Annotated in this window: 24 protein-coding genes, 4 tRNA genes and 1 pseudogene; 7 read left to right on the top strand and 22 right to left on the bottom strand. The window is 71.9% G+C overall.

The features are described from left to right. Positions 1–95: 95 nt before the first annotated feature. A tRNA-Trp gene (locus ACWD3D_RS01110) sits at positions 96–168 on the bottom strand. A gap of 279 nt (positions 169–447) precedes the next feature. On the opposite strand from ACWD3D_RS01110, the gene ACWD3D_RS01105 reads away from it, so the two are divergent. Together ACWD3D_RS01105 and ACWD3D_RS01100 are read left to right on the top strand one after the other, a co-directional pair. Further along, positions 448–1674, top strand: coding sequence for a pyridoxal phosphate-dependent aminotransferase (locus tag ACWD3D_RS01105; protein WP_451458823.1), 1227 nt, complete (start codon positions 448–450; stop codon positions 1672–1674). Between the two features lie 136 nt (positions 1675–1810). Continuing rightward, positions 1811–2833 carry an adenosine deaminase gene (locus ACWD3D_RS01100; protein WP_451458822.1) on the top strand — a complete coding sequence of 341 codons (1023 nt, stop codon included), beginning with the start codon at positions 1811–1813 and terminating at the stop codon, positions 2831–2833. 30 nt (positions 2834–2863) lie between these two features. Here ACWD3D_RS01100 and ACWD3D_RS01095 read toward each other — a convergent pair whose 3' ends face one another. The 8 genes from ACWD3D_RS01095 to ACWD3D_RS01060 form a co-directional block, all read right to left on the bottom strand. Next, positions 2864–3919, bottom strand: a complete 1056-nt coding sequence (locus tag ACWD3D_RS01095) for a UDP-N-acetylmuramate dehydrogenase (protein WP_451458821.1) — start codon at positions 3917–3919, stop codon at positions 2864–2866. A gap of 99 nt (positions 3920–4018) precedes the next feature. After that, a complete protein-coding gene (locus ACWD3D_RS01090; protein ID WP_451458820.1) occupies positions 4019–5464 on the bottom strand; it encodes a DHA2 family efflux MFS transporter permease subunit in 1446 nt (481 codons plus the stop codon). Positions 5465–5597: 133 nt separating this feature from the next. Then, entirely contained in the window at positions 5598–6164 is a 567-nt protein-coding gene (locus ACWD3D_RS01085) for a TetR/AcrR family transcriptional regulator (protein WP_451458850.1), read from the bottom strand. A gap of 173 nt (positions 6165–6337) precedes the next feature. Continuing rightward, positions 6338–6766 (bottom strand): MaoC family dehydratase, encoded by a 429-nt coding sequence (locus ACWD3D_RS01080; RefSeq protein WP_451458819.1) that lies wholly within the window; start codon positions 6764–6766, stop codon positions 6338–6340. After that, positions 6766–7218: an FAS1-like dehydratase domain-containing protein gene (locus ACWD3D_RS01075; protein WP_387375213.1), complete on the bottom strand. Its 453-nt coding sequence runs from the start codon at positions 7216–7218 to the stop codon at positions 6766–6768. The genes ACWD3D_RS01080 and ACWD3D_RS01075 overlap by 1 nt, the downstream gene beginning before the upstream one ends. Positions 7219–7344: 126 nt before the next feature. Continuing rightward, entirely contained in the window at positions 7345–7509 is a 165-nt protein-coding gene (gene rpmG, locus ACWD3D_RS01070; RefSeq protein WP_003956487.1) for a 50S ribosomal protein L33, read from the bottom strand. 89 nt (positions 7510–7598) lie between these two features. Beyond that, positions 7599–7671 (bottom strand) — tRNA-Met (locus ACWD3D_RS01065). Positions 7672–7717: 46 nt separating this feature from the next. After that, positions 7718–7790 (bottom strand) — tRNA-Thr (locus ACWD3D_RS01060). A gap of 340 nt (positions 7791–8130) precedes the next feature. Between ACWD3D_RS01060 and ACWD3D_RS01055 the strand changes: the two genes are divergently transcribed. Beyond that, positions 8131–9432: a hydrolase gene (locus ACWD3D_RS01055; protein ID WP_451458818.1), complete on the top strand. Its 1302-nt coding sequence runs from the start codon at positions 8131–8133 to the stop codon at positions 9430–9432. Between the two features lie 56 nt (positions 9433–9488). Beyond that, positions 9489–10145, top strand: coding sequence for an SDR family oxidoreductase (locus ACWD3D_RS01050; protein WP_451458817.1), 657 nt, complete (start codon positions 9489–9491; stop codon positions 10143–10145). Positions 10146–10259: 114 nt separating this feature from the next. Here ACWD3D_RS01050 and ACWD3D_RS01045 read toward each other — a convergent pair. Further along, positions 10260–10341 (bottom strand) — tRNA-Tyr (locus tag ACWD3D_RS01045). Between the two features lie 186 nt (positions 10342–10527). On the opposite strand from ACWD3D_RS01045, the gene ACWD3D_RS01040 reads away from it, so the two are divergent. The 3 genes from ACWD3D_RS01040 (at position 10528) to ACWD3D_RS01030 (ending at position 12471) form a co-directional block, all read left to right on the top strand. Next, complete coding sequence (locus tag ACWD3D_RS01040) at positions 10528–11016, top strand: YajQ family cyclic di-GMP-binding protein (RefSeq protein WP_451458816.1); 489 nt, start codon at positions 10528–10530, stop codon at positions 11014–11016. Between the two features lie 217 nt (positions 11017–11233). Then, positions 11234–11803: a methylated-DNA--[protein]-cysteine S-methyltransferase gene (locus tag ACWD3D_RS01035; protein WP_451458815.1), complete on the top strand. Its 570-nt coding sequence runs from the start codon at positions 11234–11236 to the stop codon at positions 11801–11803. A gap of 2 nt (positions 11804–11805) precedes the next feature. Next, positions 11806–12471, top strand: coding sequence for an alpha-ketoglutarate-dependent dioxygenase AlkB family protein (locus ACWD3D_RS01030; protein ID WP_451458814.1), 666 nt, complete (start codon positions 11806–11808; stop codon positions 12469–12471). Between the two features lie 21 nt (positions 12472–12492). Here ACWD3D_RS01030 and ACWD3D_RS01025 read toward each other — a convergent pair whose 3' ends face one another. The 12 genes and pseudogenes from ACWD3D_RS01025 to ACWD3D_RS00970 all read right to left on the bottom strand — a co-directional run. Beyond that, positions 12493–12765 (bottom strand): GlsB/YeaQ/YmgE family stress response membrane protein, encoded by a 273-nt coding sequence (locus ACWD3D_RS01025; RefSeq protein WP_451458813.1) that lies wholly within the window; start codon positions 12763–12765, stop codon positions 12493–12495. A 99-nt stretch (positions 12766–12864) separates the two neighbouring features. Beyond that, the gene (locus ACWD3D_RS01020; protein WP_328721247.1) at positions 12865–13257 is read right to left on the bottom strand and encodes a YccF domain-containing protein; all 393 of its coding nucleotides are present in this window, start codon (positions 13255–13257) and stop codon (positions 12865–12867) included. Next, entirely contained in the window at positions 13254–14117 is an 864-nt protein-coding gene (gene htpX / locus ACWD3D_RS01015; protein WP_451458812.1) for a zinc metalloprotease HtpX, read from the bottom strand. Before htpX ends, ACWD3D_RS01020 begins: the two co-directional genes overlap by 4 nt. Before the next feature lie 207 nt (positions 14118–14324). Continuing rightward, positions 14325–14822, bottom strand: coding sequence for a large conductance mechanosensitive channel protein MscL (mscL, locus tag ACWD3D_RS01010; protein WP_451458811.1), 498 nt, complete (start codon positions 14820–14822; stop codon positions 14325–14327). A gap of 138 nt (positions 14823–14960) precedes the next feature. After that, positions 14961–16586 (bottom strand): NADH-quinone oxidoreductase subunit N, encoded by a 1626-nt coding sequence (locus ACWD3D_RS01005; RefSeq protein WP_451458849.1) that lies wholly within the window; start codon positions 16584–16586, stop codon positions 14961–14963. Positions 16587–16597: 11 nt separating this feature from the next. Further along, positions 16598–18271, bottom strand: a complete 1674-nt coding sequence (locus ACWD3D_RS01000) for a complex I subunit 4 family protein (protein ID WP_451458848.1) — start codon at positions 18269–18271, stop codon at positions 16598–16600. Between the two features lie 27 nt (positions 18272–18298). Next, complete coding sequence (locus ACWD3D_RS00995; RefSeq protein WP_451458810.1) at positions 18299–20299, bottom strand: NADH-quinone oxidoreductase subunit 5 family protein; 2001 nt, start codon at positions 20297–20299, stop codon at positions 18299–18301. After that, positions 20296–20733: an NADH-quinone oxidoreductase subunit NuoK gene (gene nuoK / locus ACWD3D_RS00990; RefSeq protein WP_451458809.1), complete on the bottom strand. Its 438-nt coding sequence runs from the start codon at positions 20731–20733 to the stop codon at positions 20296–20298. The genes ACWD3D_RS00995 and nuoK overlap by 4 nt, the downstream gene beginning before the upstream one ends. Then, positions 20733–21503, bottom strand: a complete 771-nt coding sequence (locus tag ACWD3D_RS00985) for an NADH-quinone oxidoreductase subunit J family protein (RefSeq protein ID WP_451458808.1) — start codon at positions 21501–21503, stop codon at positions 20733–20735. The genes nuoK and ACWD3D_RS00985 overlap by 1 nt, the downstream gene beginning before the upstream one ends. Next, positions 21500–22138, bottom strand: a complete 639-nt coding sequence (locus ACWD3D_RS00980; protein ID WP_451458807.1) for a 4Fe-4S binding protein — start codon at positions 22136–22138, stop codon at positions 21500–21502. The genes ACWD3D_RS00985 and ACWD3D_RS00980 overlap by 4 nt, the downstream gene beginning before the upstream one ends. Beyond that, positions 22138–23106 (bottom strand): complex I subunit 1/NuoH family protein, encoded by a 969-nt coding sequence (locus ACWD3D_RS00975; protein ID WP_451458806.1) that lies wholly within the window; start codon positions 23104–23106, stop codon positions 22138–22140. The genes ACWD3D_RS00980 and ACWD3D_RS00975 overlap by 1 nt, the downstream gene beginning before the upstream one ends. Beyond that, positions 23103–23477: pseudogene (locus ACWD3D_RS00970) on the bottom strand (NADH-quinone oxidoreductase subunit C); the annotation flags it as partial. The gene ACWD3D_RS00975 and the pseudogene ACWD3D_RS00970, both read right to left, overlap by 4 nt.

Here is a 23477-nt window from a genome sequence, read left to right as displayed (position 1 = left end):
TTCCGGGTCGTGGCCGTGCCGCGCCCGTTGGAGCCGCGCACGGCTGTGCAATGAAGTACGTACATGCGCACACATCCCGGCGAAGGAGTGTGTAGCAGGGCCGGAGGGACTTGAACCCCCAACCGCTGGTTTTGGAGACCAGTGCTCTACCAATTGAGCTACGACCCTTTGTGGTTTCCCCAACCTACCGCATGTCCCCCGGTGACCAGGAAGTCATTGCGGTGCGGCTGGTGAAGGCCAACGACAGGTGAGTGTACGTGTTCACGGGCTCCGCGTCGAACAGAAGATGAGCGGGCCATCCGGACGGGGGTCGGCGGGGCGTGTCCGGGGGCTTCTCCGGGCCCCTGTTCCGGCCCTGGCCAGGGCCCGTGCGGCGGGTCGGGGGACGCCTTCCACCCGTGGGAAAGGCCGCGCCGAGGGGGCCACCGGTCGTGCACCATGGGGGGCATGAGCGCTCCCACTTCTCCGACCGAACGCCGGGTCTCCGTCCGCGTCGGTGCGATCTCCGAGTCCGCCACCCTCGCCGTGGACGCCAAGGCGAAGGCCCTCAAGGCCGCCGGCCGTCCGGTGATCGGGTTCGGTGCCGGTGAGCCCGACTTCCCGACGCCCGACTACATCGTCGAGGCCGCGGTCGAGGCGTGCCGCAACCCGAAGTACCACCGCTACACCCCCGCGGGCGGGCTGCCGGAGCTCAAGGCGGCCATCGCGACGAAGACGCTGCGCGACTCCGGCTACGAGGTCGACCCCTCGCAGATCCTGGTGACCAACGGCGGCAAGCAGGCCATCTACGAGGCCTTCGCCGCGATCCTCGACCCGGGCGACGAGGTCATCGTCCCCGCGCCGTACTGGACCACCTACCCCGAGTCGATCCGGCTGGCCGGCGGTGTCCCGGTGGACGTCGTCGCCGACGAGACCACCGGGTACAAGGTCACGGTCGAGCAGCTGGAGGCCGCGCGTACCGAGCGGACGAAGGTCGTGCTGTTCGTCTCGCCGTCGAACCCGACCGGCGCGGTGTACTCCGGGGCCGAGGCCGAGGCGATCGGCCGCTGGGCCGTCGAGCACGGGCTGTGGGTGCTGACCGACGAGATCTACGAGCACCTCGTCTACGGCGACGCGAAGTTCACCTCGCTCCCGGCTCTCCTGCCGGAGCTCCGCGACAAGTGCGTCGTGGTCAACGGTGTCGCCAAGACGTACGCGATGACCGGCTGGCGGGTGGGCTGGATCATCGGTCCGAAGGACGTCGTGAAGGCGGCGACCAACCTCCAGTCGCACGCCACCTCCAACGTCTCCAACGTCGCCCAGGTCGCCGCGCTGGCCGCCGTCTCCGGGCCGCTCGACGCGGTCGCGGAGATGCGGACCGCCTTCGACCGCCGGCGCAGGACGATCGTGCGGATGCTCAACGAGATCGAGGGCGTCCTCTGCCCGGAGCCCGAGGGCGCGTTCTACGCGTACCCCTCGGTAAAGGGGCTGCTCGGCAAGGAGATCCGCGGCAGGCGTCCGGCGACCTCGGTCGAGCTGGCGGCGCTGATCCTGGACGAGGCCGAGGTCGCCGTCGTGCCGGGTGAGGCCTTCGGTACACCGGGTTACCTCCGGCTCTCCTACGCGCTGGGCGACGACGACCTGGCCGAGGGCGTCTCGCGGATCCAGAAGCTGCTGGCGGAGGCGCGCGACTGACCGCGCGCGCAAGCACGGGAGAGTGCCCCCGGGCCGCGGACTTCATGTCCCGGGCCAGGGGCGTTTCTTTGTTCGCCCCCTCCCCGAAAGGGAAAGCGGCTTCCGCTCAGGGGCGTGGGTGCGGCAGGATCTTCCAATGGAGCGTGATGTACGTCTGTTGCCCAAGGCCCACCTGCACCTGCACTTCACCGGGTCGATGCGGCCCACCACCCTGCTCGAACTCGCCGACAAGTACGGCGTGCGCCTGCCCGAGGCCCTCACCGGCGGTGAACCTCCCGAACTGCGGGCGACCGACGAGCGCGGCTGGTTCCGCTTCCAGCGGCTCTACGACATCGCCCGGTCCTGCCTGCGGGAGCCGGAGGACATCCAGCGCCTGGTGCGGGAAACCGCGCGGGAGGACGTCGCGGACGGTTCCGGCTGGCTGGAGATCCAGGTCGACCCCACCTCGTACGCGCCGCTGCTCGGCGGGCTGATCCCGGCGATCGAGATCATCCTGGACGCCGTGGACAGCGCCTCCCGGGAGACCGGGCTGGGGATGCGGGTGGTGATCGCGGCGAACCGGATGAAGCACCCGCTGGACGCCCGTACGCTGGCCCGGCTCGCGGTGCGGTACGCCGACCGGGGGGTCGTCGGGTTCGGTCTCTCCAACGACGAACGCCGGGGCATGGCCCGGGACTTCGACCGGGCCTTCGCCATCGCCCGCGAGGGCGGACTGATCGCGGCCCCGCACGGCGGCGAGCTGGCCGGCCCGTCCAGCGTCCGCGACTGCCTGGACGACCTGGACGCGTACCGGATCGGGCACGGGGTCCGGGCGGCCGAGGACCCCCGGCTGATGCGCCGACTGGCGGAGCGCGGGATCACCTGCGAGGTCTGCCCGGCGTCCAACGTGGCGCTCGGGGTCTACGAGAAGCCCGACGACGTACCGCTGCGGACCCTCTTCGACGCGGGGGTGCCGATGGCGCTCGGCGCGGACGACCCGCTGCTCTTCGGTGCGCGGCTGGCGGACCAGTACGACCTGGTGCGCAAGCACCACGCCTTCACCGACGCGGAGCTGGCGGAGCTGGCCCGGCAGTCGGTGCGCGGCTCGGTGGCCCCGGAGGACGTACGGCAGAAGATGCTGGCCGGAATCGACGACTGGCTGACGGCCCCGGCCGCCTGAGGGCGGTGGCGGGGCGGGCCCCGCCGGGCATCAGAGGCTGACGCCGACCGTCACCGGCTCGTTGACCAGGGTCACGCCGAACGCCTCGCGCACCCCGGCCACGACCTCGCGGGCGAGGGCGAGCAGGTCCTCGGTGGTTGCCTCGCCCCGGTTGGTGAGGGCGAGGGTGTGCTTGGTGGAGATGCGGGCGGGCCCGGTGCCGTACCCCTTGGTGAAGCCGGCCTTGTCGATCAGCCAGGCGGCCGACGTCTTGGTCCGCCCGTCGCCCGCCGGGTAGGCGGGCGGGGTGGTGTCCGGGCCCAGGCGCTCCGCGGCGCGGGCGAGGAAGTCCGCGTACTCCCGCTCGTCGAGCACCGGATTGGTGAAGAAGGAGCCGGCGGACCAGGTGTCGTGGTCCTCGGGGTCCAGCACCATGCCCTTGCCCGCGCGGAGCGCGAGGACGGTCTCCCGGGCAGCGGCGGCCGGAACCCGGTCACCGGCCCGGACGCCGAGGGTGCGGGCGGTCTCCGGGTACTTCACGGGCGCCGACAGCCCGCCCGCGTCCTCCAGCTCGAACCGGACGCGCAGGACGACGTACCGGTCGGGGTGCTGCTTGAAGGTGCTGTGCCGGTACGAGAAGCCGCAGGCGGCGTTGGGGAGGGTCACCGTCTCACCGGAGCGCCGGTCGAAGGCCACGACCTCGCTGATGGTGGTGGAGACCTCCTGGCCGTACGCGCCCACGTTCTGGATCGGCGTGGCACCCGCGCTGCCGGGGATTCCTGCGAGGCACTCGATGCCGGCGAGTCCGGCTTCGACGGTACGGGCGACGGCGTCGGTCCAGACCTCGCCCGCCGCGAGTTCGAGGCGGGTGCCGGTCAGCTCGAAGCCGGTGGTGGCGATGCGCAGGGCGGTGCCGTCGAAGCCCTTGTCGCCGATGACCAGGTTGGAGCCGCCGCCGATGACCAGCAGCGGGGTGCCCGCGTCGTCGGCCTCGCGGACGGCCGCGATCACCTCGGCGTCGGTCGTCGCGGTGACGAGCCGGGTGGCCGGGCCGCCGAGCCGGAAGGTGGTCAGGGGGGCGAGGGGGGCGTCGTGGAGTACCTGCACGGGTCAAGAGTACGGGCCCCGGTCCTGCCGCCCCCGCCGCTCGGGCGGGGTGGCGGACCGGGGCCCGTACGGCGCGGTGCGCGGGCGGTGCGGCGCCGGTCAGGCCGGGACGCGGAGGGCCTGGCCGGCGGGCGCGGACTCGGCCTCCGGCACCTGCGGGCCGCCGCGCCGGCCCGGTACCAGCAGGGCGACCAGCGCGGCGAGGGCGACGACTCCGGACCCGATCCAGACCGCGGGCACGGTCCCGTCGGCGAACTGCTGCGGGGAGCCGAAGCCGCCCTGGGCGGAGAACACCGAGGCCAGCACGGCGACCCCGAGCGCTCCGCCGACCTCGCGCAGGGCGTTGTTGGCACCGGAGGCGATGCCCTGCTCGCCCGGCCGGACGCTGGACATGACGAGCCCGGAGGCGGGCGCGAAGTACATCGCCATGCCGACGCCGCCGATGATCAGGCCGGGCAGCTGGGCGGCGTAGGAGACGTCCGGGCTGAGCACCCGGGCGAAGAGCGCGAGGCCCACCGCCTGGAGCGCGAGACCGGTGACGACGATGGGACGGCCTCCGAACCGGTCGCTGAGGTAGCCGGCGACGGGAGCGACCAGGATCGGCATGCCGGTCCAGGGCAGCATCCGCAGTCCGGCTTCGGTGGGCGAGTAGCCGAGCGCGCTCTGCAGGAACTGGCTGAGCAGGAAGATCGAGCCGAACATCCCGAGAAACATCAGCAGGCTCGCGATGTTGATGCCGAAGAAGGCCCGGTTGCGGAAGAGCCGCATCGGCAGCATCGGGCGCTCGGCGCGGAAGCCGTGGCGGACGAAGCCGCCGATCAGCGCGGTGCCGGCGATGAGTCCGGTGAGGACGGGGGCGCTGGTCCAGCCGTCGGAGTTGGCGCTGACGAGGGCGTACACGATCCCGAAGAGGCCGCCGCTGACCAGCAGGGTGCCGACGACGTCGAGCCGGGCGTCCGGGGCGTACGACTCGGTCAGCCGCAGCCGGGCCAGCGGCAGCAGGACGAGGCCGACGGGGACGTTCAGCCAGAAGATCCACTGCCAGGAGATGTGCTCGGTGATGCTGCCGCCGATGAGCGGGCCGCTCGCCACGGCCAAGCCGGTGACCGCGCTGTAGATGCCGAGCACCGCGCCCCGGCGGGCGGCCGGGACGGCGGCGGTGAGCAGGGTGAGGGTGAGCGGCATCATGATCGCCGCACCGACGCCCTGGACAGCCCGGAAGGCGATGAGTTCGCCGATGCCGGGCGAGAGGGCCGCCGCGGCGGAAGCGCCGGTGAAGACGGAGAGCCCGACGAGGAAGAGCCGGCGGCGGCCGAACCGGTCACCCAGGGCCGCGCCCATCATCAGGAGAACGGCGAAGGTGAGGGTGTAGGCGTTCACCGTCCATTCGAGCTCCTTCAGGCCGCCGCCGAGGCTCACGCGGATGGACGGCAGGGCCGTGGTGACGACCAGGTTGTCGAGCGCAGCCATGAAGCTGGCGACGCTGGTGACGACGAGGGCCCAGACGGCTCCCCCGCGCAGGGCCGTGGGTGTGGGCTGTTCCATGACTCCCCCTGTGGGTTAGTTATTGATGACTAACTTTTGTGGACAGAAACCGGACGGGCCGGGACGCGCTGTTCTCAGTGGGGGGAGCCGGTTCGGGGCCGGCGCGCCGAAGGGATCGAAGGGATCGAAGGGCTCACGATGCGGCGGGGGGAGACCCGGCCGCCACCGGTCGGGCGGTCTCCCAGAAGGCGTCCCAGACCCGGTGACCGGCCGGGAAACCGAGTGAGGTCAGGGTGTTCACGAGCATGCCGTGGGCGAAGTAGTTCTTGGTCGCCTCGACGTCACCGCCGAGCGCGAGGTGGATCTCGTCCCACATCCGCACCCAGACGGTCCGCACCGACGCCCCGAACTCGTGGTCACCGGACGCCTCGGCCGCCGCTACGGCCGCGTACGTCTGCATCTGCATCAGCAGCATGTCCGGGTCGTCGGCGAGCAGACTCCCGTACGCCGCGGCCATGCACTGACCGGCGTCCTCTCCGCCGACACCCGCCTCCAGGAGAATGCGGGCGGTCTCGGAGATGCAGCGCTCCGCGGCGGCGAGGAACATCGCCTGCTTGCTCGGGAACAGGCGGAAGAGATACGGCTGCGAGACGCCGACGCGCCGCGCGATCGTCTCCGTGGACGTCGCGGCGTAGCCGCCCCGGGCGAACTCGGTGATCGCCGCCCGGACGACGCTCTCGCGCCGCTCCTCCGCACTCATCCTTGCCATGGAAGTAAGTTATTACTCAATCACTAACTGCGTCAAGGGAATCGCGGGGCCGGGCACCCGAGGGATCCCGCGGGACCCGGAAGGGCAATCGCGGGGCCGGGTACGCGGAAGGGGGCGTCCACCGCAGCGGACGCCCCCTTCCCACACCCTGTGGACGGCCCGACTCAGACGAGGCGGACCACGGCGCGGGACATACCCAGCACCTTCTGACCGTCGCACACGGCGACCAGGTCGACCCGGACCTGGTTGTCGTCCAGCTTGGCGGCGACCTTGCCGCTGACCTCGATCAGCGCACCCTTGTCGTCGTTGGGCACGACGACCGGCTTCGTGAAGCGCACGCCGTACTCCACGACCGCACCCGGGTCGCCGGCCCAGTCCGTGACCACCCGGACCGCCTCGGCCATGGTGAACATGCCGTGCGCGATGACGTCCGGCAGCCCGACCTCGACCGCGAACTTCTCGTTCCAGTGGATCGGGTTGAAGTCGCCGGACGCGCCCGCGTACCGGACCAGCGAGGCCCGGGTGACCGGGAAGGAGCGGGACGGCAGCTCCGTACCGACCTCGACCGACTCGTAAGCGACCTTCGCGCCCATCACGCCTCCTCGGCGGCTCGCGCCACCAGCTTCGTCCAGGCCGTCACGACGTGTGCGCCGGCCTCGTCGTGAACCTCGCCACGGATGTCCAGGATGTCGTTCCCGGCCATCGACTTGATCCGCTCGATCGTCGAGGTGACCGTCAGCCGGTCCCCCGCCCGCACCGGGCGCGTGTAGGCGAACTTCTGGTCACCGTGCACGACCCGGCTGTAGTCGAGCCCCAGCTGCGGGTCCTCGATGACCTGCCCGGCGGCCTTGAACGTGATCGAGAAGACGAAGGTGGGCGGCGCGATCACGTCGGGGTGACCGAGCGCACGGGCCGCGTCCGCGTCGACGTACGCCGGATGGGCATCGCCCACCGCCTCGGCGAACTCGCGGATCTTCTCCCGGCCGACCTCGTACGCCGGGGTGGGCGGATAAGTCCGCCCCACGAAGGACTGGTCGAGCGCCATGAGCTCGCTACCTCCTGATGAAGAGAAAAAAAGAGGGTCGAGGGAGGTCGAAGAAACCAGCCCCACGACCCCATACAACGACACGAGGCCGCCCCCAGTGGGGACGGCCTCGTGTACGAGCCTGTTTCAGCGCGTTTCGCGGTGCGCAGTGTGCGAGTTGCAGCGCGGGCAGTGCTTCTTCATCTCAAGACGGTCCGGGTTGTTACGCCGGTTCTTCTTGGTGATGTAGTTCCGCTCCTTGCACTCCACGCAGGCCAGCGTGATCTTCGGGCGGACGTCGGTGGCAGCCACGTGAGTGCTCCTAAGACGGACGGATGGACGGATGAACGCATAAAAGAGTAGCCGATCGAAGGACCGACCCCACAATCGGCTACCGTTTGTAGCGGTGACCGGACTTGAACCGGTGACACAGCGATTATGAGCCGCTTGCTCTACCGACTGAGCTACACCGCTTTGATGAACAGGTCTCCCTGCCGAAGCAGGGTTTCCCGATCACCAGAGCCCCAATGCGGAATCGAACCGCAGACCTTCTCCTTACCATGGAGACGCTCTACCGACTGAGCTATTGGGGCGAGCGAGGAAGACATTACACGGTTCTCCGCCGATCCCCCAAATCCGTTTCCGCGCACCCCCTCGAAGGCTCTCCACGAGGCGGCCCCGAGGGGCCGCCAGGGCTCTGATCAGGGGCTGAGCGCCCAGGAGCGGAACCTCGGGAGTCCCACGGAACCCCTCCGTCCGGGGCGCCCCGTCACACCTCGCCGGTATGACTATTTCGCTCCTCCATGGGACAGGTCGGACTCCGCCCTAGGCTCGGGCCGGTTCGATCTTGAAAACGGCCGTTCCGACGGCGCTCCGGCACCGTTCCGTCGGCCGCCGTGCGTCGCGAGGGCCATCACCCCTCCCGGGAGCGCGATGCCCGACAGCCGGCCGAGGCGGCCCGACCACGACCCGGCGGACGACCCCGACGAGACCCCCGAACCGCTCCTGCTGTGCGGCGCACGGCTCACCGACGGCCGCCTCGTGGACGTACGGGTGGCCGGCGGACGGATCGAGTCCGTCGGAGCCCCCGGCAGCCTCGGCGCCCGGGGCTCACGGGTCGATCTGCGCGGCTACCTGCTGCTCCCCGCCCCCGCCGAACCGCACGCCCACGGCGACACCGCCCTCACCGCGCCCGACTGCGACGGTGGCCCGCGCGGCCCCCAGGACCTGCGCCGGCGCGTCACCGAGGCCACCCTGCTCCAGCTGGGGCACGGCGCGACCGCGCTGCGCACCCACGTCCGGGTGGGCGGTGCACAGGGCCTCGGACCGCTGGAGGCCGTCCTGCACGCGCGGTACGCGCTGCGCGGACTGGCCGACCTCACGCCCGTGGCGGTCCCCCGGCGCCTCGCCGGAGCCACGGACGGGAACCTCACGGCTCTGCTCCGTGACGCCGTCGCGATGGGCGCGGGCGTGATCGGCGGGCGCCCGGACCTCGACCCCGACCCCGACGCGTACACGGAGCGGGCCCTGTCGGTGGCCGCCGAGCACGGACTCCCGGTGGACCTGCACACCGACGCGGCCGACCCCGCCCGACTGGCCCGACTCGCCGCGATGGCAACCGGACTGACGGCCGGACAGAGGGCGGGGGCGGGGTCCGGAGCGGCGGGGCCGGGGCCGGGTGTCACCATCGGCCCGTGCGGAGGTCTGTCGCGGCTGGATCCGGAGACCGCGAGGCTGGCGGCCGGCCGGCTCGCGGCGGCCGGGGTGACGGTCGTCTGCCTGCCGCAGGGCGGCTGCTCGGGCGCGAAACGTCGACTCACCGCCCCCGTACGCCTGTTGCGCGCGGCCGGGGTGCGCGTGGTGGCGGGCAGCGGGGCGTTGCGCGACACCGCCAACCCGGTCGGGCGGGGGGACCCGCTGGAGGCGGCGTACCTGCTGGCCTCGCAGCACGGACTGCCCGTCAGGACCGCGTACGACGCCGTCGCGGACACCGCCCGGCAGGCGATGGGGCTGCCCGGGGTGCGGGTGGAGGCGGGTTTCCCGGCCGAGTTGCTCGCGGTGCGCGGCGACGGTCTCGCGGGCGTGCTCTCGCTCGCGTACAGCCGGATCGTGGTGCACCGGGGGCGGATCGTCGCCCGGACGAGCGCGGTGCGCGAGTACTGCGACTCGGAGCTGCCGGAGCCGTACGGGCTGCCGCGCCAGGGCAGACCCGGACCGGGTCCGGGCCCGGGTTGACGCTCCGCCGGGCGTGCTCCCGGCGTGCGGGCCCGCTCCGGCGTACGGTCGTGACCATGCGCATTGTCATCGCAGGTGGACATGGTCAGATCGCACTGCGGCTGGAGCGCCTGCTCGCCGCGCGCGGGGACGAGCCGGTCGGCATCGTCCGCGATCCGGGACAACGCGGGGACCTGGAGGCGGTGGGCGCCGAAGCGGCCGTCCTGGACCTCGAATCGGCCTCCGTGGACGAGGTGGCCCAGGTGCTGAAGGGGGCCCACGCCGTGGTGTTCGCGGCGGGCGCGGGCCCCGACAGCGGCGCGGGGCGCAAGGACACCGTGGACCGGGCGGCGGCGGTACTCCTCGCCGACGCGGCCGAACGCGCGGGCGTGCGCCGCTACGTCATGGTCTCGGCCATGGGCGCCGACGCCGCGCACGCCGGCGACGAGGTCTTCGACGTCTACCTGCGGGCGAAGGGCGCGGCCGACGACGCCGTACGGGCGCGTTCCGGGCTCGACTGGACGATCCTGCGCCCCGGCCTGCTCACCGACGACGCCGGCACCGGCCTGGTCCTCCTCGCCCCGTCCACCGGCCGGGGCCCGGTCCCCCGCGACGACGTGGCGGCGGCCCTCGCCGAACTGCTGGACACCCCGAGCACGGCGGGTCTGACCCTGGAGCTGATCTCGGGCAACGTGCCGGTGGCGGTCGCGGTACGGAACGTCGCGGGGAACTGAGCGGCGGCGGGGCGCCCGGGGTGACTCGGGCGCCCGACCCGGCGGGTTCCGGCCCCGGACGGACATGAAGAAAGCCCCCGTCCACATTGCTGTGGACGGGGGCTTCCCGTTCGGTGGCGGCGCCAGGGTTCGAACCTGGGTAGGCTGAGCCGGCAGATTTACAGTCTGCTCCCTTTGGCCACTCGGGCACACCGCCTCGAACATCACTTCGGAGCCCCGCTCGGGGACTCCTTGGCGACGACGTAAACGATACCCGATGCTCAGGGGTGCTCCGCCACTCGATTGATCAGCGTCCGGACGCGGGGGCAGCCTTTAGGCTTTCTCCTGCATCGCAGTGCAGATCCATGCCTACGACCGTCTACGACGCAAGGAGCCACACGTCATGGCCGACTCCAGTTTCGACATCGTCTCGAAGGTCGAGCGGCAGGAGGTCGACAACGCCCTCAACCAGGCCGCCAAGGAGATCTCCCAGCGCTACGACTTCAAGGGCACCGGCGCGTCGATCTCCTGGTCCGGCGAGAAGATCCTGATGGAGGCGAACGGCGAGGAGCGCGTCAAGGCGATCCTCGACATCTTCGAGACCAAGCTGATCAAGCGCGGTATCTCGCTGAAGTCGCTGGACGCGGGCGAGCCGCAGCTGTCCGGCAAGGAGTACAAGATCTTCGCCACCATCGAGGAAGGCATCTCCCAGGAGAACGCCAAGAAGGTCGCCAAGGCCATCCGCGACGAGGGCCCCAAGGGCGTCAAGGCGCAGGTCCAGGGTGACGAGCTGCGCGTCAGCTCGAAGAGCCGCGACGACCTGCAGGCCGTCCAGGCGCTGCTCAAGGGCAAGGACTTCGACTTCGCGCTGCAGTACGTCAACTACCGGTGACGGACGGGCTGATGCCCGTACCCCCGCGCACTCACTGAGGTTCCCCACGGCGGTGTCGTCTTCGGCACCGCCGTGAGCCATGTCCGGCCCCGGGCCGACGGGCCCGCCCCCGATGCCCCATGTCGGATTTCCGCCAGCCCGGACCCGTCGCCGTGCCGCAGACTCGTAGGTACGGGCCCGCCACCGGACCTGGGGCGCGCGAGAGGAACGAGGGCCGATGAGCACGGTGTACACGAGTTTCGACAGCCCGTTGGGCGAGCTGCTGCTGGTCGGCGACGAGGCGTCCGGGGGACTGCTCTCCGTGTCCGTACCGGAGCAGAAGGGCGGGGCGGTCGTCCGGGCCGGATGGCGGGAGGCGCCGGAGCTCTTCGAGGAGGCACGGGCACAGCTCTCCGCGTACTTCGCGGGGCGGCTGAAGCGTTTCGAGCTGCGGTACGCGCCGGGGGCCGGGACGGAGTTCCAGCGGCGGGTCTGGGGGGCGCTGGAGGAGATCCCGTACGGCGGGACGGTGTCGTACGGCTGGGTCGCCGGGCGGGTCGGGGTGGCGGGTGCCGGGGTACGGGCCGTGGGCACCGCGATCGGGCGCAATCCGCTGCTGGTGGTGCGGCCGTGTCACCGGGTGATCGGCGCGGACGGTTCGCTGCGGGGGTACGCGGGCGGGCCGGAGCGCAAGGAGCGGCTGCTGACGTTCGAGGGGGCCTGGGCCGACGGCAGGGCGACCGGGGGCGCGCCGGGGGACGCCGTGGTGGCCGGGGACGGGGCGGACCGGGCCGCGGGGCGGGGCTGACGGTGCCGGCGGGGCTGTTCCCGAGGGAGCGGCGGACCGTGGCGCCCGGGGCGGTGCACGTGCCGGGGTGGCTGTCCGTGGAGCGCCAGCGGGAGCTGGTGGTGGCCTGCCGGGAGTGGGCCCGGGGTCCGGTGCCGCTGCGGCACACGGAGCTGCCGGGCGGCGGGGTGATGTCGGTGCGGACGGTGTGCCTGGGGTGGCACTGGCTGCCGTACCGGTACGTCCGGACCGCCGACGACGTGAACGGCGCCCGGGTGGCGGCCTTCCCCGGATGGCTCGCGGAGCTGGGCCGGGCGGCGGTGGCGGACGCGTACGGGGACGAGGCGGCGGGGCGGGCGTACACGCCGGACGCGGGGCTGGTGAACTTCTACGACGAGACGGCCCGGATGGGCATGCACCAGGACCGGGAGGAGGTCTCCGGGGCCCCGGTGGTGTCGCTCAGCATCGGGGACACCTGCGTCTTCCGGTTCGGGAACACGGAGGACCGGGGACGGCCGTGGACGGACGTGGAGCTGGAGTCCGGTGATCTGTTCGTGTTCGGCGGCCCGTCGCGGTTCGCGTTCCACGGGGTGCCGAAGGTGTACCCGGGGACGGCCGGCCCGGATACGGGGATGCGGGCCGGCCGGCTCAATCTGACGTTGCGGGAGACCGGTCTGGACGACCGGTGACCGGTGGGCGCGTGGCGCGGGTCAGCGGCGTTCGCGGGAGTTGCCGAAGAGCAGCCGGTAAGCGATGAGCAGCACCAGGGAGCCCGCGATGGCGGCCACCCAGGTCGCGAGGTCGAAGAAGTCGTCGTTGATGGGACGGTCGAGGAACTTCGCGGAGAGCCAGCCCCCGACGAACGCTCCGGCGATCCCGATGAGGGTCGTGATGATGATGCCGCCGGGATCGCGTCCCGGCAGCAGAACCTTGGCTATGACTCCGGCGACAAGCCCGAGGATGATCCACGCGATGATGCCCATGTGACCCGCTTACCCCTTTCCTGGTTACGGAATCAGGGACGCGGGCGGGGGTGCGATCGGTTGCCCGGGGGAACGGACCGGAGTGGTGCCGGACCGTGTCTACCGGGCGGCGAAGGGCTGGTCGGTGGGGACGACCTCCTTGCCGAACGGCATCAGGGACACCGGGATCAGCTTGAAGTTCGCGATGGCCAGCGGGATGCCGATGATCGTGACGAAGAGCGCGATGCCGGTGACGATGTGGCCGAGGGCCAGCCACCAGCCGGCGAGGACCAGCCAGAGGACGTTGCCGACGCAGGAGGCGCCGCCCGCGTCACGCCGGTCGACCACCATGTAGCCGAAGGGCCAGAGTGCGTACAGGCCGATGCGGAACGCGGCGACGCCGAAGGGGATGCCGATGATCGTGATGCAGAGGACCAGACCGGCGGCGAGGTAGCCGAGGCACATCCAGAAGCCGCACAGAACCAGCCATATGACGTTCAGGATCGTCTTCACGGTCGATGACCTGCCATCTTCTCTAGTCGGGCGATGCGCTCCGCCATCGGCGGATGCGTGGAGAACATCTTGGACACGCCTTGGCCGGGCCGGAAGGGGTTCGCGATCATCATGTGGCTCGCGGTCTCGATCCGGGGCTCCGGAGGCAGCGGGAGCCGCTTCGTGCCCTCGTCGAGCTTGCGCAGGGCGCTTGCCAGGGCGAGCGGGTCCCCGGTGAGCTGGGCTCCGGAGGCGTCCGCCTCGTACTCGCGGGAGCGGCTCACGGCGAGCTGGATGACGGAGGCGGCGAGCGGGCCCAGGATCATCACGAGGAGCAGGCCGAAGATGCCGGGGCCCTCGTCGTCGCTGGAGCGGCCGACCGGGATCAGCCAGGCGAAGTTGACCAGGAACATCACGACGGAGGCGAGCGCTCCGGCGACGGACGAGATCAGGATGTCGCGGTTGTAGACGTGGCTCAGCTCGTGGCCGAGGACGCCGCGCAGCTCGCGTTCGTCCAGGATCTGGAGGATGCCGTCGGTGCAGCAGACTGCGGCGTTGCGCGGGTTGCGTCCGGTGGCGAAGGCGTTGGGCGCCTGGGTGGGCGAGATGTAGAGCCGGGGCATCGGCTGCCGGGCGGCGGTCGAGAGCTCGCGCACGATGCGGTAGATCGTGGGGGCCTCGAACTCGCTGACGGGCCTCGCCCGCATCGCCCGCAGGGCGAGCTTGTCGCTGTTCCAGTACGCGTAGGCGTTGGTGCCGACCGCCACGAGAAGCGCGACGATCAGGCCCGTACGCCCGAAGAAACTGCCGATGACGATGATCAGCGCGGAGAGACCACCGAGGAGTACGGCGGTCTTCAGCCCGTTGTGCCGGCGGTGCACGGTACGCCCTCCAAATGGTGCAGCAGGGGAACCCTTGCTCGATAGCGACAGGAGTCCACTTCTTCAGTGGAGCCTCCCGCTCTGGTCAACGCCAGGCGAGGTGAGCTAGTTCCCTTGTGCGCGGGCCCGGAGGGCGGGGCCCGCACGCCCGTACGGGCCCCGGGGAGGGATCGACCGTACGGGTGGCGCTCGGAGGAATGACGCGGCTCAGCGCGGGGCGGGGAGCTTCTGGGCGCCCACGGGCTTCCCGGTGATCCGTTCGGCGAGCGCCACGGCGGCGGGGTCGGGCTCGACCTCGCTGGTGCAGTGGCCGCAGCGCGAGGCGATGGCCGGGATGGCGGTGTAACAGCGCGGGCAGTCGCGCAGGGCGGCCTTGATGTCGGCGGGCTCGTCGGCCTTCTTGGCGGTGAAGCGGTCCTGGACCTTCTGCATGGGGACGACGACGCAGAAGTAGAGCACGGCGGCGGTGATGACGAAGGCGATGGCCGCGGCGATGAACAGGCCGTAGGGGAACGTGACGCCCTCGACGTCGAAGGACGCCTTGTTGAAGTCGCCGGTGCCCCGGGTGATGACGCCGATGAGCGGCACGATGAAGGCGTTGCTGAATCCGGTGACGACGGCGGTGAAGGCCGCTCCCACGGCGAGGCCGATCGCCATGGAGACGACATTGCCCCGGAGGATGAAGTCCTTGAATCCGTTCAGCACTGCGCTGTCTCCCTCGTCCGCTCGGTGCGCGCCCGGGGCGTCGCCCGGTGCGTGATGGATGCACGCAAGACCCTGCCCTGTCCCGGCCCGCCGGGGCAAGCCGGTGAGGTGAGGGCCGGGACGGGTGGGAGGGAACCGTCAGAAAAGCGTTCCGCCGGCGAACCTCAGAACGATCTGCGGTGCCCCGGAGAGGACGAGCGCGGCGGCGGTGGTGAGGACGAGCGCGGCGACGAGGGGCGCGGGTGCGGCCACCGGGGTCGCCCCCGCCGGTACGGCCTGGGGGGTGCCCTCCCCCGCGGCCTCCGGGGCGTCGGCGCCGCGGAAGAGCAGGGCGGTCCACCGGAGGTAGTAGGCGAGGGCGATCACCACGTTGACGGCCATCACGACGGCGAGCCAGCCCAGGCCCGCGTCGACGGCGGCCGAGAACACGGTGACCTTGGCGAAGAGGCCGATGATCCCGGGCGGCAGTCCGGCCAGGCAGACCAGGAAGAAGGCCAGCGCCAGGGCGGTGAGGGGCCGGCGGGCGTAGAGGTTCCGGTAGTCGGTGAGCCGGTTGCCGGGGCTCGTACGGGCCACGAGGGCGGCGACTGCGAAGGCGCCGAGGTTCACGACGGCGTACATGAGGGCGTACGCGACGGTGGAGCCCACGTGGACGTCGTCGGAGTACGCGGACGCGGCGATCGGCACCAGGAGGTAGCCGGCCTGGCCCACCGAGGACCAGGCGAGCAGGCGTACCGCGCTGCGGGCGCGGCCGGGGTCCTGGCGCAGCGCGGCGACGTTCCCGACGGTCATGGTCAGTGCGGCGAGCACGGCGAGGGCCGGCCCCCACACGTCGGCGTAGGCCGGGAAGGCGATCACGGTGACCAGGATCAGGCCGGAGAAGCCGACCGCCTTGCCGACGACGGAGAGGTACGCGGCGATGGGCAGCGGGGCGCCGACGTAGGTGTCGGGGACCCAGAAGTGGAAGGGCGCGGCGGCGGTCTTGAAGGCGAAGCCGACGAGGGTGAGCGCGACGCCGGTCGCCGCGAGGGTGGAGAACCGGGCGGGTACCTCGTCGAGGCCGTGGGCCAGTTCGGTGAGGTGGGTGGTGCCGGTGGCCGCGTACACGAAGCTGACGCCGAGGAGCATCACGGCGGTCGCGGTGACGGACGACAGGAAGAACTTGAGGGCCGCCTCGGAGGAGCGGCGGTCGCCGCGCTTGATGCCGACGAGGGCGAAGGCGGGGAGCGAGGCGACTTCCAGGGCGACGACGAGGGTGATCAGGTCGCGCGAGGCGGGCAGCAGCGCCGCGCCGGAGGCCGAGGAGAGCAGCAGGAACCAGAACTCGCCGGCCGGCAGCTTGCGGGTGTCGTCGAGCGAGAGCAGCGCGGTGAGCAGCGCCCCGACGAGGACCAGGGCCTGGATCACGAGGGCGAAGTTGTCGGCGGTGTAGCTGCACGCCTGCTCCGAACCGGGACCGGCGGCGGCGCAGAAGGTCGAGCGGTGGTCTCCCCGCAGCGGGACGAGGCAGGCGAGGGCGACGACGAGCCCGGCGACGGTGGCGTACCCGAGCAGCGGCTTGTGGCGTTCGGCGAGGAAGAGGTCGGCGACGAGGACGGCGAGCGCCAGGAGCGCGACGACGAGCGGCGGCGCGACGGCGAGCCAGTCGATCGACTGGACCAGGCTCGCGGCGGACTCGACGGCCGGGGCACCGGCACCGGTCGCTCCGTCGGGGCCGGTCGGGCCGGCCGCCGGGCCCTGGGCCGCTCCGACGGCGGCGGTCACGAGGTCCGTGATCACGACTTGCCTCCTGCGAGGAGCTTCTGCACGGCCGGGTCGCTGAGTCCCAGGAGGACGGCGGGCCAGAGTCCGGCGAGGACGGTGAGGGCGACGAGCGGGGTCCAGGTGGCGAACTCGTACGGGCGGACGTCGGCGATCTCCGTGGTGGCCGCCGTGGCGGTCGCCGTCGTGGCCACGGCGCTCTTGGCGGCCACCGCGGTCCCGGTGGTCCCGGCGGCTCCCGTGCTGTCCGGCTGGTCCCCCGCGCCGAGGCCGGTGGCGTTGCTCGTCCGCGCGGGCGGTTCGCCCATGCAGACGCGACGGACGACGACGAGCATGTACGCGGCGGTGAGCAGGGTGCCGAACGCGCCGATCGCCGTGAACGTCAGGAACGCGGGGCGGCTGAGGCCCTCGGCCGGGTCGAACGCGCCGAACAGGGTGAGCATCTCGCCCCAGAACCCGGCGAGGCCCGGGAGTCCGAGGGAGGCGACGGCAGCGAAGGCGAGCAGTGCGCCGAGGCGGGGTGCGCGGCCGTAGAGGGCGGCTCCGGTGGCACCCGCGAGGGTGTCGAGATCGGCGGTGCCGTGCCGGTCCTTCACCGCGCCGACCAGGAAGAACAGCAGGCCGGTGATGAGGCCGTGGGCGATGTTGGCGAAGAGCGCGCCGTTGACGCCGGTGGGGGTCATGGACGCGATGCCGAGGAGTACGAAGCCCATGTGGCCGACCGAGGAGTACGCGATCAGCCGCTTGAGGTCGCCCTTGGCGCCCGGGCGGGCGAGGGCGAGGCAGGCGAGCGACCCGTAGACGATCCCGGCGACCGCGAGGGCGGCGAGGTACGGCGCGAAGGTGTGCATGCCGTCGGGGGCGATCGGCAGGAGCACCCGGACGAATCCGTACGTGCCCATCTTCAGCATCACACCGGCCAGGAGCACCGAGCCGACCGTGGGGGCGGCGGTGTGCGCGTCGGGCAGCCAGCTGTGCAGCGGCCACATCGGGGTCTTCACGGCGAGCCCGATCCCGATCGCCAGAACGGCGATGACCTGCACGGACGTGGAGAGGCCGCGGCCGTTGTCAGTGGCGAGTGCCACCATGTCGAAGGTGCCGGCGTCGAGTCCGACGAGCAGCAGTCCGAGCAGCATGACGACGGAGCCGAGCAGCGTGTAGAGGACGAATTTCGAGGCCGCGGCCTGCTTGCCCTCGCCGCCCCAGCGGGCGATGAGGAAGTACATCGGGATGAGGACCATCTCGAAGGCGAGGAAGAAGAGCAGCAGGTCCAGCACGGCGAAGGTCGCGAGCGTGCCGGATTCCAGGACCAGGATCAGTGCGACGAACGCCTTCGGGGACGGGCCCGCGGGCATCTTGAAGTAGCTGTACACCGCGCAGAGGAAGGTCAGCAGCGCGGTGAGCACGACGAGGGGGAGAGAGATGCCGTCGATGCCGAGGTGGACGCGGACGTCCAGTGCGGGAATCCAGCCGATGTCGGTGGTGGCCTGCATGGTCGACGCGTGGTCACGGTCGAATCCGGCCGCCAGCAGCAGGGTGATGACGAGGATCGCGCCGGTCACGGTGACACCGTGGCGGAGTACGGCCTGGTCCGGGTCGCGGCCCTTCAGTCCGGGCGGGGCGGGGAGCAGGGCGGCGACGGCGCCCACCAGCGGGCCGACGACGGCCAACGCCAGAAGGACCTGCATCACGGACGGGCTGATATCGAGCACGGTTCACGCCCCGGCGTTGACGTTGGCATAGACGACGACGGCGATCGTCAGGACGAGTGACCCGGCGAGCAGGGCGGAGACGTAGGTCTGCGCGTTGCCGGTCTGGGCGCGGCGCACGGCGGTGCCGAGCAGTCGTGCGGTGGTGCCGGCGCCGCGTACGTACGTGTCGACGACCTCGCGGTCCAGGAAGCGGACGAGGCGGGCCGCGGCCAGCACGGGCCGGACGAACAGCCGCGAGTACAGGGCGTCCAGGTGGAATCCGGCGGCGGCCGGGCCGTGCAGGGGGCCGAGCAGCAGGCGTCCGGGGTCGGCCGGGTCGGCAGCCTCCGCGATGTCTCCGTAGACGGCCGCGTGGGCGCTGATGGCCTCGGCCTCCACCAGGGCGGGTTCGGCCCGCGGGTTCGCGGTGACGGCGCCGAGGGGGTGGACGGCGGCGTGCGCGGTGGTGTGGCGCCACGCCGCGTAGGTGACGAGTCCGCCGACGAGTCCGACCCCCGTGGAGAGGACCGCGGTGGTCAGCGTCGGGGTGAGGCGGTGTCCGTCGAACCAGTCGCCGATCACGCCGACGGTCAGGCCGAAGCCGAGGGTGGGGACCGCCAGCACCCAGAGGACGCCGGTCATCGCGGCGGGCTGCTTGCCGTGGTCCGCCACGTCGGGGCCGCGGCCCTTGAAGGTGAGGAGCCAGAGGCGGGTGGCGTAGGCGGCGGTGAGCACGGCGGCCAGCAGCCCGGCGACGAGCACCGTCCATCCCGCTGCGGCCGGGGCGACGTGGCGGTCGCCGAGGGCGGTGTGCTCGGCGGCGACGAGGACGGCTTCCTTGGAGAAGAAGCCGGCGAACGGCGGGATGGCCGCCAGGGCCAGCAGGGCGACGGTCATCGTCCAGTAGGCGTCGGGGATGCGCTTGGTGAGCCCGCCCATGCGGGACATGGCGGCGAGCGAGTTGGTGCCGGTGGCGTGGATGACGACTCCGGCGGCCAGGAAGAGGACGGCCTTGAAGGCTCCGTGCGACAGGAGGTGGAAGACGGCGGCCCCGCGGTCGCCGACGGCCAGCGCTCCGGCCATGTAGCCGAGCTGACCGAGGGTCGAGTAGGCGAGGACGCGTTTGATGTCGTCCTGCGCGAGCGCGGCCAGACCGGAGCCGACCATCGTGACGGCGGCCATCACGGAGAGGACGACGAGGGCGGCGCCGGAAGCGGCGAAGACGGGCAGCAGCCGGGCCACGAAGTAGATTCCGGCGGCCACCATCGTCGCGGCGTGGATGAGCGCGGAGACGGGCGTCGGACCGGCCATCGCGTCGGGCAGCCAGGTGTGCAGCGGGAACTGCGCGGACTTGCCCGCGACCCCGGCGAGCAGCAGCAGTGCGATGACCGTGGGGTGGTCGAGCCCGCCGTTGGCGACCGCGCCGAGGATGCCGGTGATGCGGAAGGTCCCGGTGTCGGCGGCGAGCGCGAAGAGGCCGATCAGGAACGGCACGTCGCCGAGCTTGGTGACCAGGAACGCCTTGAGGGAGGCGGCGCGCGCCTCGGGCGTCTCCCAGTAGTGGCCGACGAGGAAGTACGAGCAGATGCCCATGACCTCCCAGCCGACCAGGAGCACCATCAGGTCGCCGGAGTAGACGACGAGCAGCATCGCGGAGGTGAAGAGGGAGACCAGCGCCGCGTAGGAGGGGTAGCGGGGGTCGTCGCGGAGGTAGGCGAGCGAGTAGACCTGCACGCAGGTCGCGACGAGCCCGACGAGGACGGCGACGAGGGCGGCGAAGCCGTCCAGGTGGAGCGCGAGGTCGATCGGTACCGAGCCGGTCGGCGTCAGCCGGGTCGCGGCGTCGATGGCCCGGCCGCCGCCCTGGTCGGCGGCGACGACCACCGCGAGCACGGCCGCGGCGAGCACCGGGAGGACGGCGAGCGGCCGGACGAACCCGGGCGCGGTGCGGCCGAGCAGCAGTCCCGCGACGGCCCCCAGGAAGGGCAGCAGGGGGACGAGGACGGCAAGGGTCGTGGTGGTCACGCGGTGGCCTCTGTCTTCCGTGCCTTCCCCGACGGGACGGTGGCCGGTTCATCGGGGTTACTGCTGGTGCTCGGGTCGGCGGCTCCGCCGTCGCCGGTCCACTCGTCGGGGAGGGCCTCGGCGTCGTCGGTCTCGGCGGTGTCGCGGAGACGGTCGACGTCGGAGGAGCCGCGGTTGCGGTACACGGCGAGCACGATCGCGAGGCCGATGCCGATCTCGGCGGCGGCGATGGCGATGGTGAAGAGGGTGAGCGCCTGGCCGGCGTGGAGCGAGTCGCGGAGCCAGACGTCGAAGGCGACCAGGTTGAGGTTGACGGCGTTGAGCATCAGCTCGACGGACATCAGGACCAGGATCGCGTTGCGGCGGGCGAGTACGCCGTAGACGCCGACGCAGAAGAGGAGGACGGCGAGCACGGCGGGATAGGCGAGGTGCATCAGCTCTTCCCTTCTTCCGGGGCGCCGGGGGCGGCCGGGTCTTCCGGGGCGCCGGGGGCGGCCGGGCCGGGGGCGGGCTCGGGACCGGGCTGGTCGCCAGGACCGCTGCCGGGCCGGTGACCGGCGCGCGTGCGCCCGGGGGTGGTGGCGCGGCGGGCGGTGGCGCGGGTGCCGGGCCCGCCGGACGTACGGCGGGCTCCGGGGAGGGCCGCGCGGGTCTCGGGGTCACGGCGGGACAGCACGATCGCCCCCACCAGGGCAGCGAGCAGCAGTACGGAGAGCGCCTCGAACGGCAGCACCCAGTGCCGGAAGAGGAAGCTGCCGGTGACGGCGGTGGAGCCCTGGGCGGGACCGTCCAGCTCGATCCAGGTGGTCCGGAAGGCGTCCACCACCACCCAGACCAGGGCCGCCGCCGAAGCGGCGGCCACACCGAGCGCGGCCCACCGGTTCTCCGAGTCGGCGTCCGGCGACCGGCCGATGGGTGCGCGGGTGAGCATCAGCCCGAAGAGGAGGAGGACCACGACCGAACCGACGTAGATCAGTACCTGGACCCAGGCGATGAACTCCGCCGTGAGCAGGAGGTACTCCACCGCGATGCCGCCGAGCGTGACGACGAGCCAGAGCGCGGCGTGCACCAGCTGACGGGTCGTGACGGAGACGAGCGCCGCGCCGAGGGTCACGAGTCCGACCAGGACGAACGCGATCTCGACGCCGGACGGGGAGAGGAAGCCGGGGTGGGCCGCCGCGCTCGCGGCGAGTGCGGGCATCATGCCGGGCCCTCCTCGTCGTGCGGCTGCTCCTGTGTGGCCTGCCCGGCCTCCCGGGCTGCCTGTTCGGCCTGTTCGGCCTGGACGGCCTGTTCGGCCTGTTCGGCCTGGACACGCTGGGCTTCGAGCTTCTCCGCCGTCTTGCGGGCGGCGGCGATCTCCTTGGGCTCCTCCGCGCCGGGATCCAGCGCGGGTGGCTCCGGCACGGTCCACATCCAGTCGCGGAGCTTGTCCCGCTCGTGGGTGAGTTCGTGGATGTCCGTCTCCGCGTACTCGAACTCCGGCGACCAGAAGAGGGCGTCGAAGGGGCAGACCTCGATGCAGATACCGCAGTACATGCAGAGGGAGAAGTCGATGGCGAAGCGGTCGAGGACGTTGCGGGAGCGCTCGCGTCCGCCGGGGGCGGCGGGCGGGCTCGTCTCCTTGTGGGAGTCGATGTAGATGCACCAGTCGGGGCACTCGCGGGCGCAGAGCATGCAGACCGTGCAGTTCTCCTCGAACAGCCCGATGACACCGCGGGAGCGCGGCGGGAGTTCGGGCTGCGCGTCCGGGTACTGCGCGGTGACCGTGCGCCTGGTCATGGTCCGCAGGGTGACGGCGAGGCCCTTGGCCAGGCCGGAGCCGGGGATCGGAGGCACTAGTTGATCGCCACCTTCACGATGCCGGTGAGCGCGATCTGCGCGAGGGCGAGCGGGATGAGTGTGGTCCAGGCGAGCTTCTGGAGCTGGTCCTCGCGCAGGCGCGGGAAGGTGACCCGCAGCCAGATGACGACGAACGCGAGGATCACCGTCTTCACCAGGGTCCAGAGCCAGCCGAGGCCGTCCCCGCCGAACGGACTGTGCCAGCCGCCGAGGAAGAGCACGGTGGTCAGACCGCACAGGACGACGATCCCGGCGTACTCCGCGAGCAGGAAGAGCGCGAAGCGCAGCCCGGTGTACTCGGTGTACGCGCCGAAGATGATCTCCGAGTCGGCCACCGGCATGTCGAAGGGCGGTCGCTGGAGCTCGGCGAGCCCGGCGACGAAGAAGATCAGGGCGCCGGTGATCTGCCAGGGCAGCCACCACCACTCGAAGGCGTCGAGGATGCCCGGCAGCGACACCGTCCCGGCGGCCATCGCCACGGAGGCGGCGGCGAGCAGCATCGGCAGTTCGTACGCCAGGAGCTGCGCGGCGGTACGGAGCCCACCGAGCAGGGAGAACTTGTTGGCGGAAGCCCATCCCGCCATCAGCGAGCCCAGGACGCCGATCCCCATGACGGCGAGCACGAAGAAGATCCCCGCGTCGACGGCCTGACCGACCGCGCCCTCCCCGGGCCCGACCGGGATGGCGAGCACCACCAGCAGGTACGGCAGCAGCGCGACGGCGGGCGCGAGCTGGAAGACCCGGCGGTCGGCGTCGGCCGGGACCACGTCCTCCTTCTGCACGAACTTGACCCCGTCCGCGACGAGCTGCGCCCAGCCGTGGAATCCGCCCGCGTACATGGGACCGAGGCGGCCCTGCATGTGCGCCATCACCTTGTGCTCGGTCTGGCCGACGACGAGCGGGAAGACCAGGAACACGACGAAGACGATGAGGAGCCGGAGGGCGACGTCGAGTACGTCGTTCACGCGGTATCGCCTCCGGAGGGACGGTGGTCGGGATCTTCGGGCCCGTCGGGGCCTTCGGGATCTGCGGGGTCTGCGGGCTTTGCGGGGTCTGCGGATCGCTCGGGGGCTTCGGGCCTCGCGTCCGGCTCGGGCTTCGCGTCCGGCTCGGGCCTCGTGTCCGGCTCCGGCTCCGGCTCCGGCTTCGCCTCAGGCTCCGGCTTCGCGTCCGCCGTCCCGTCGTCGAACGCCGGTCGGGCGTGGTGCCACGGGGCGTCCGCGCTGCCGGTCCTACGGGGAGCCGGGTCCGTCGCGGCGGTCTCCGTACCGTCCGGGGCGGTGCCCTCCGCGATCCGGCCGGCGGAACCGTCCGAGACGCCGCGGGACCGGCGGGC

It is taken from the genome of Streptomyces sp. NPDC002690 (genome assembly GCF_053592415.1).
The sequence above is the reverse complement of the archived record's forward strand: the minus strand, read 5'-3'. Positions and strand labels throughout refer to the sequence as shown.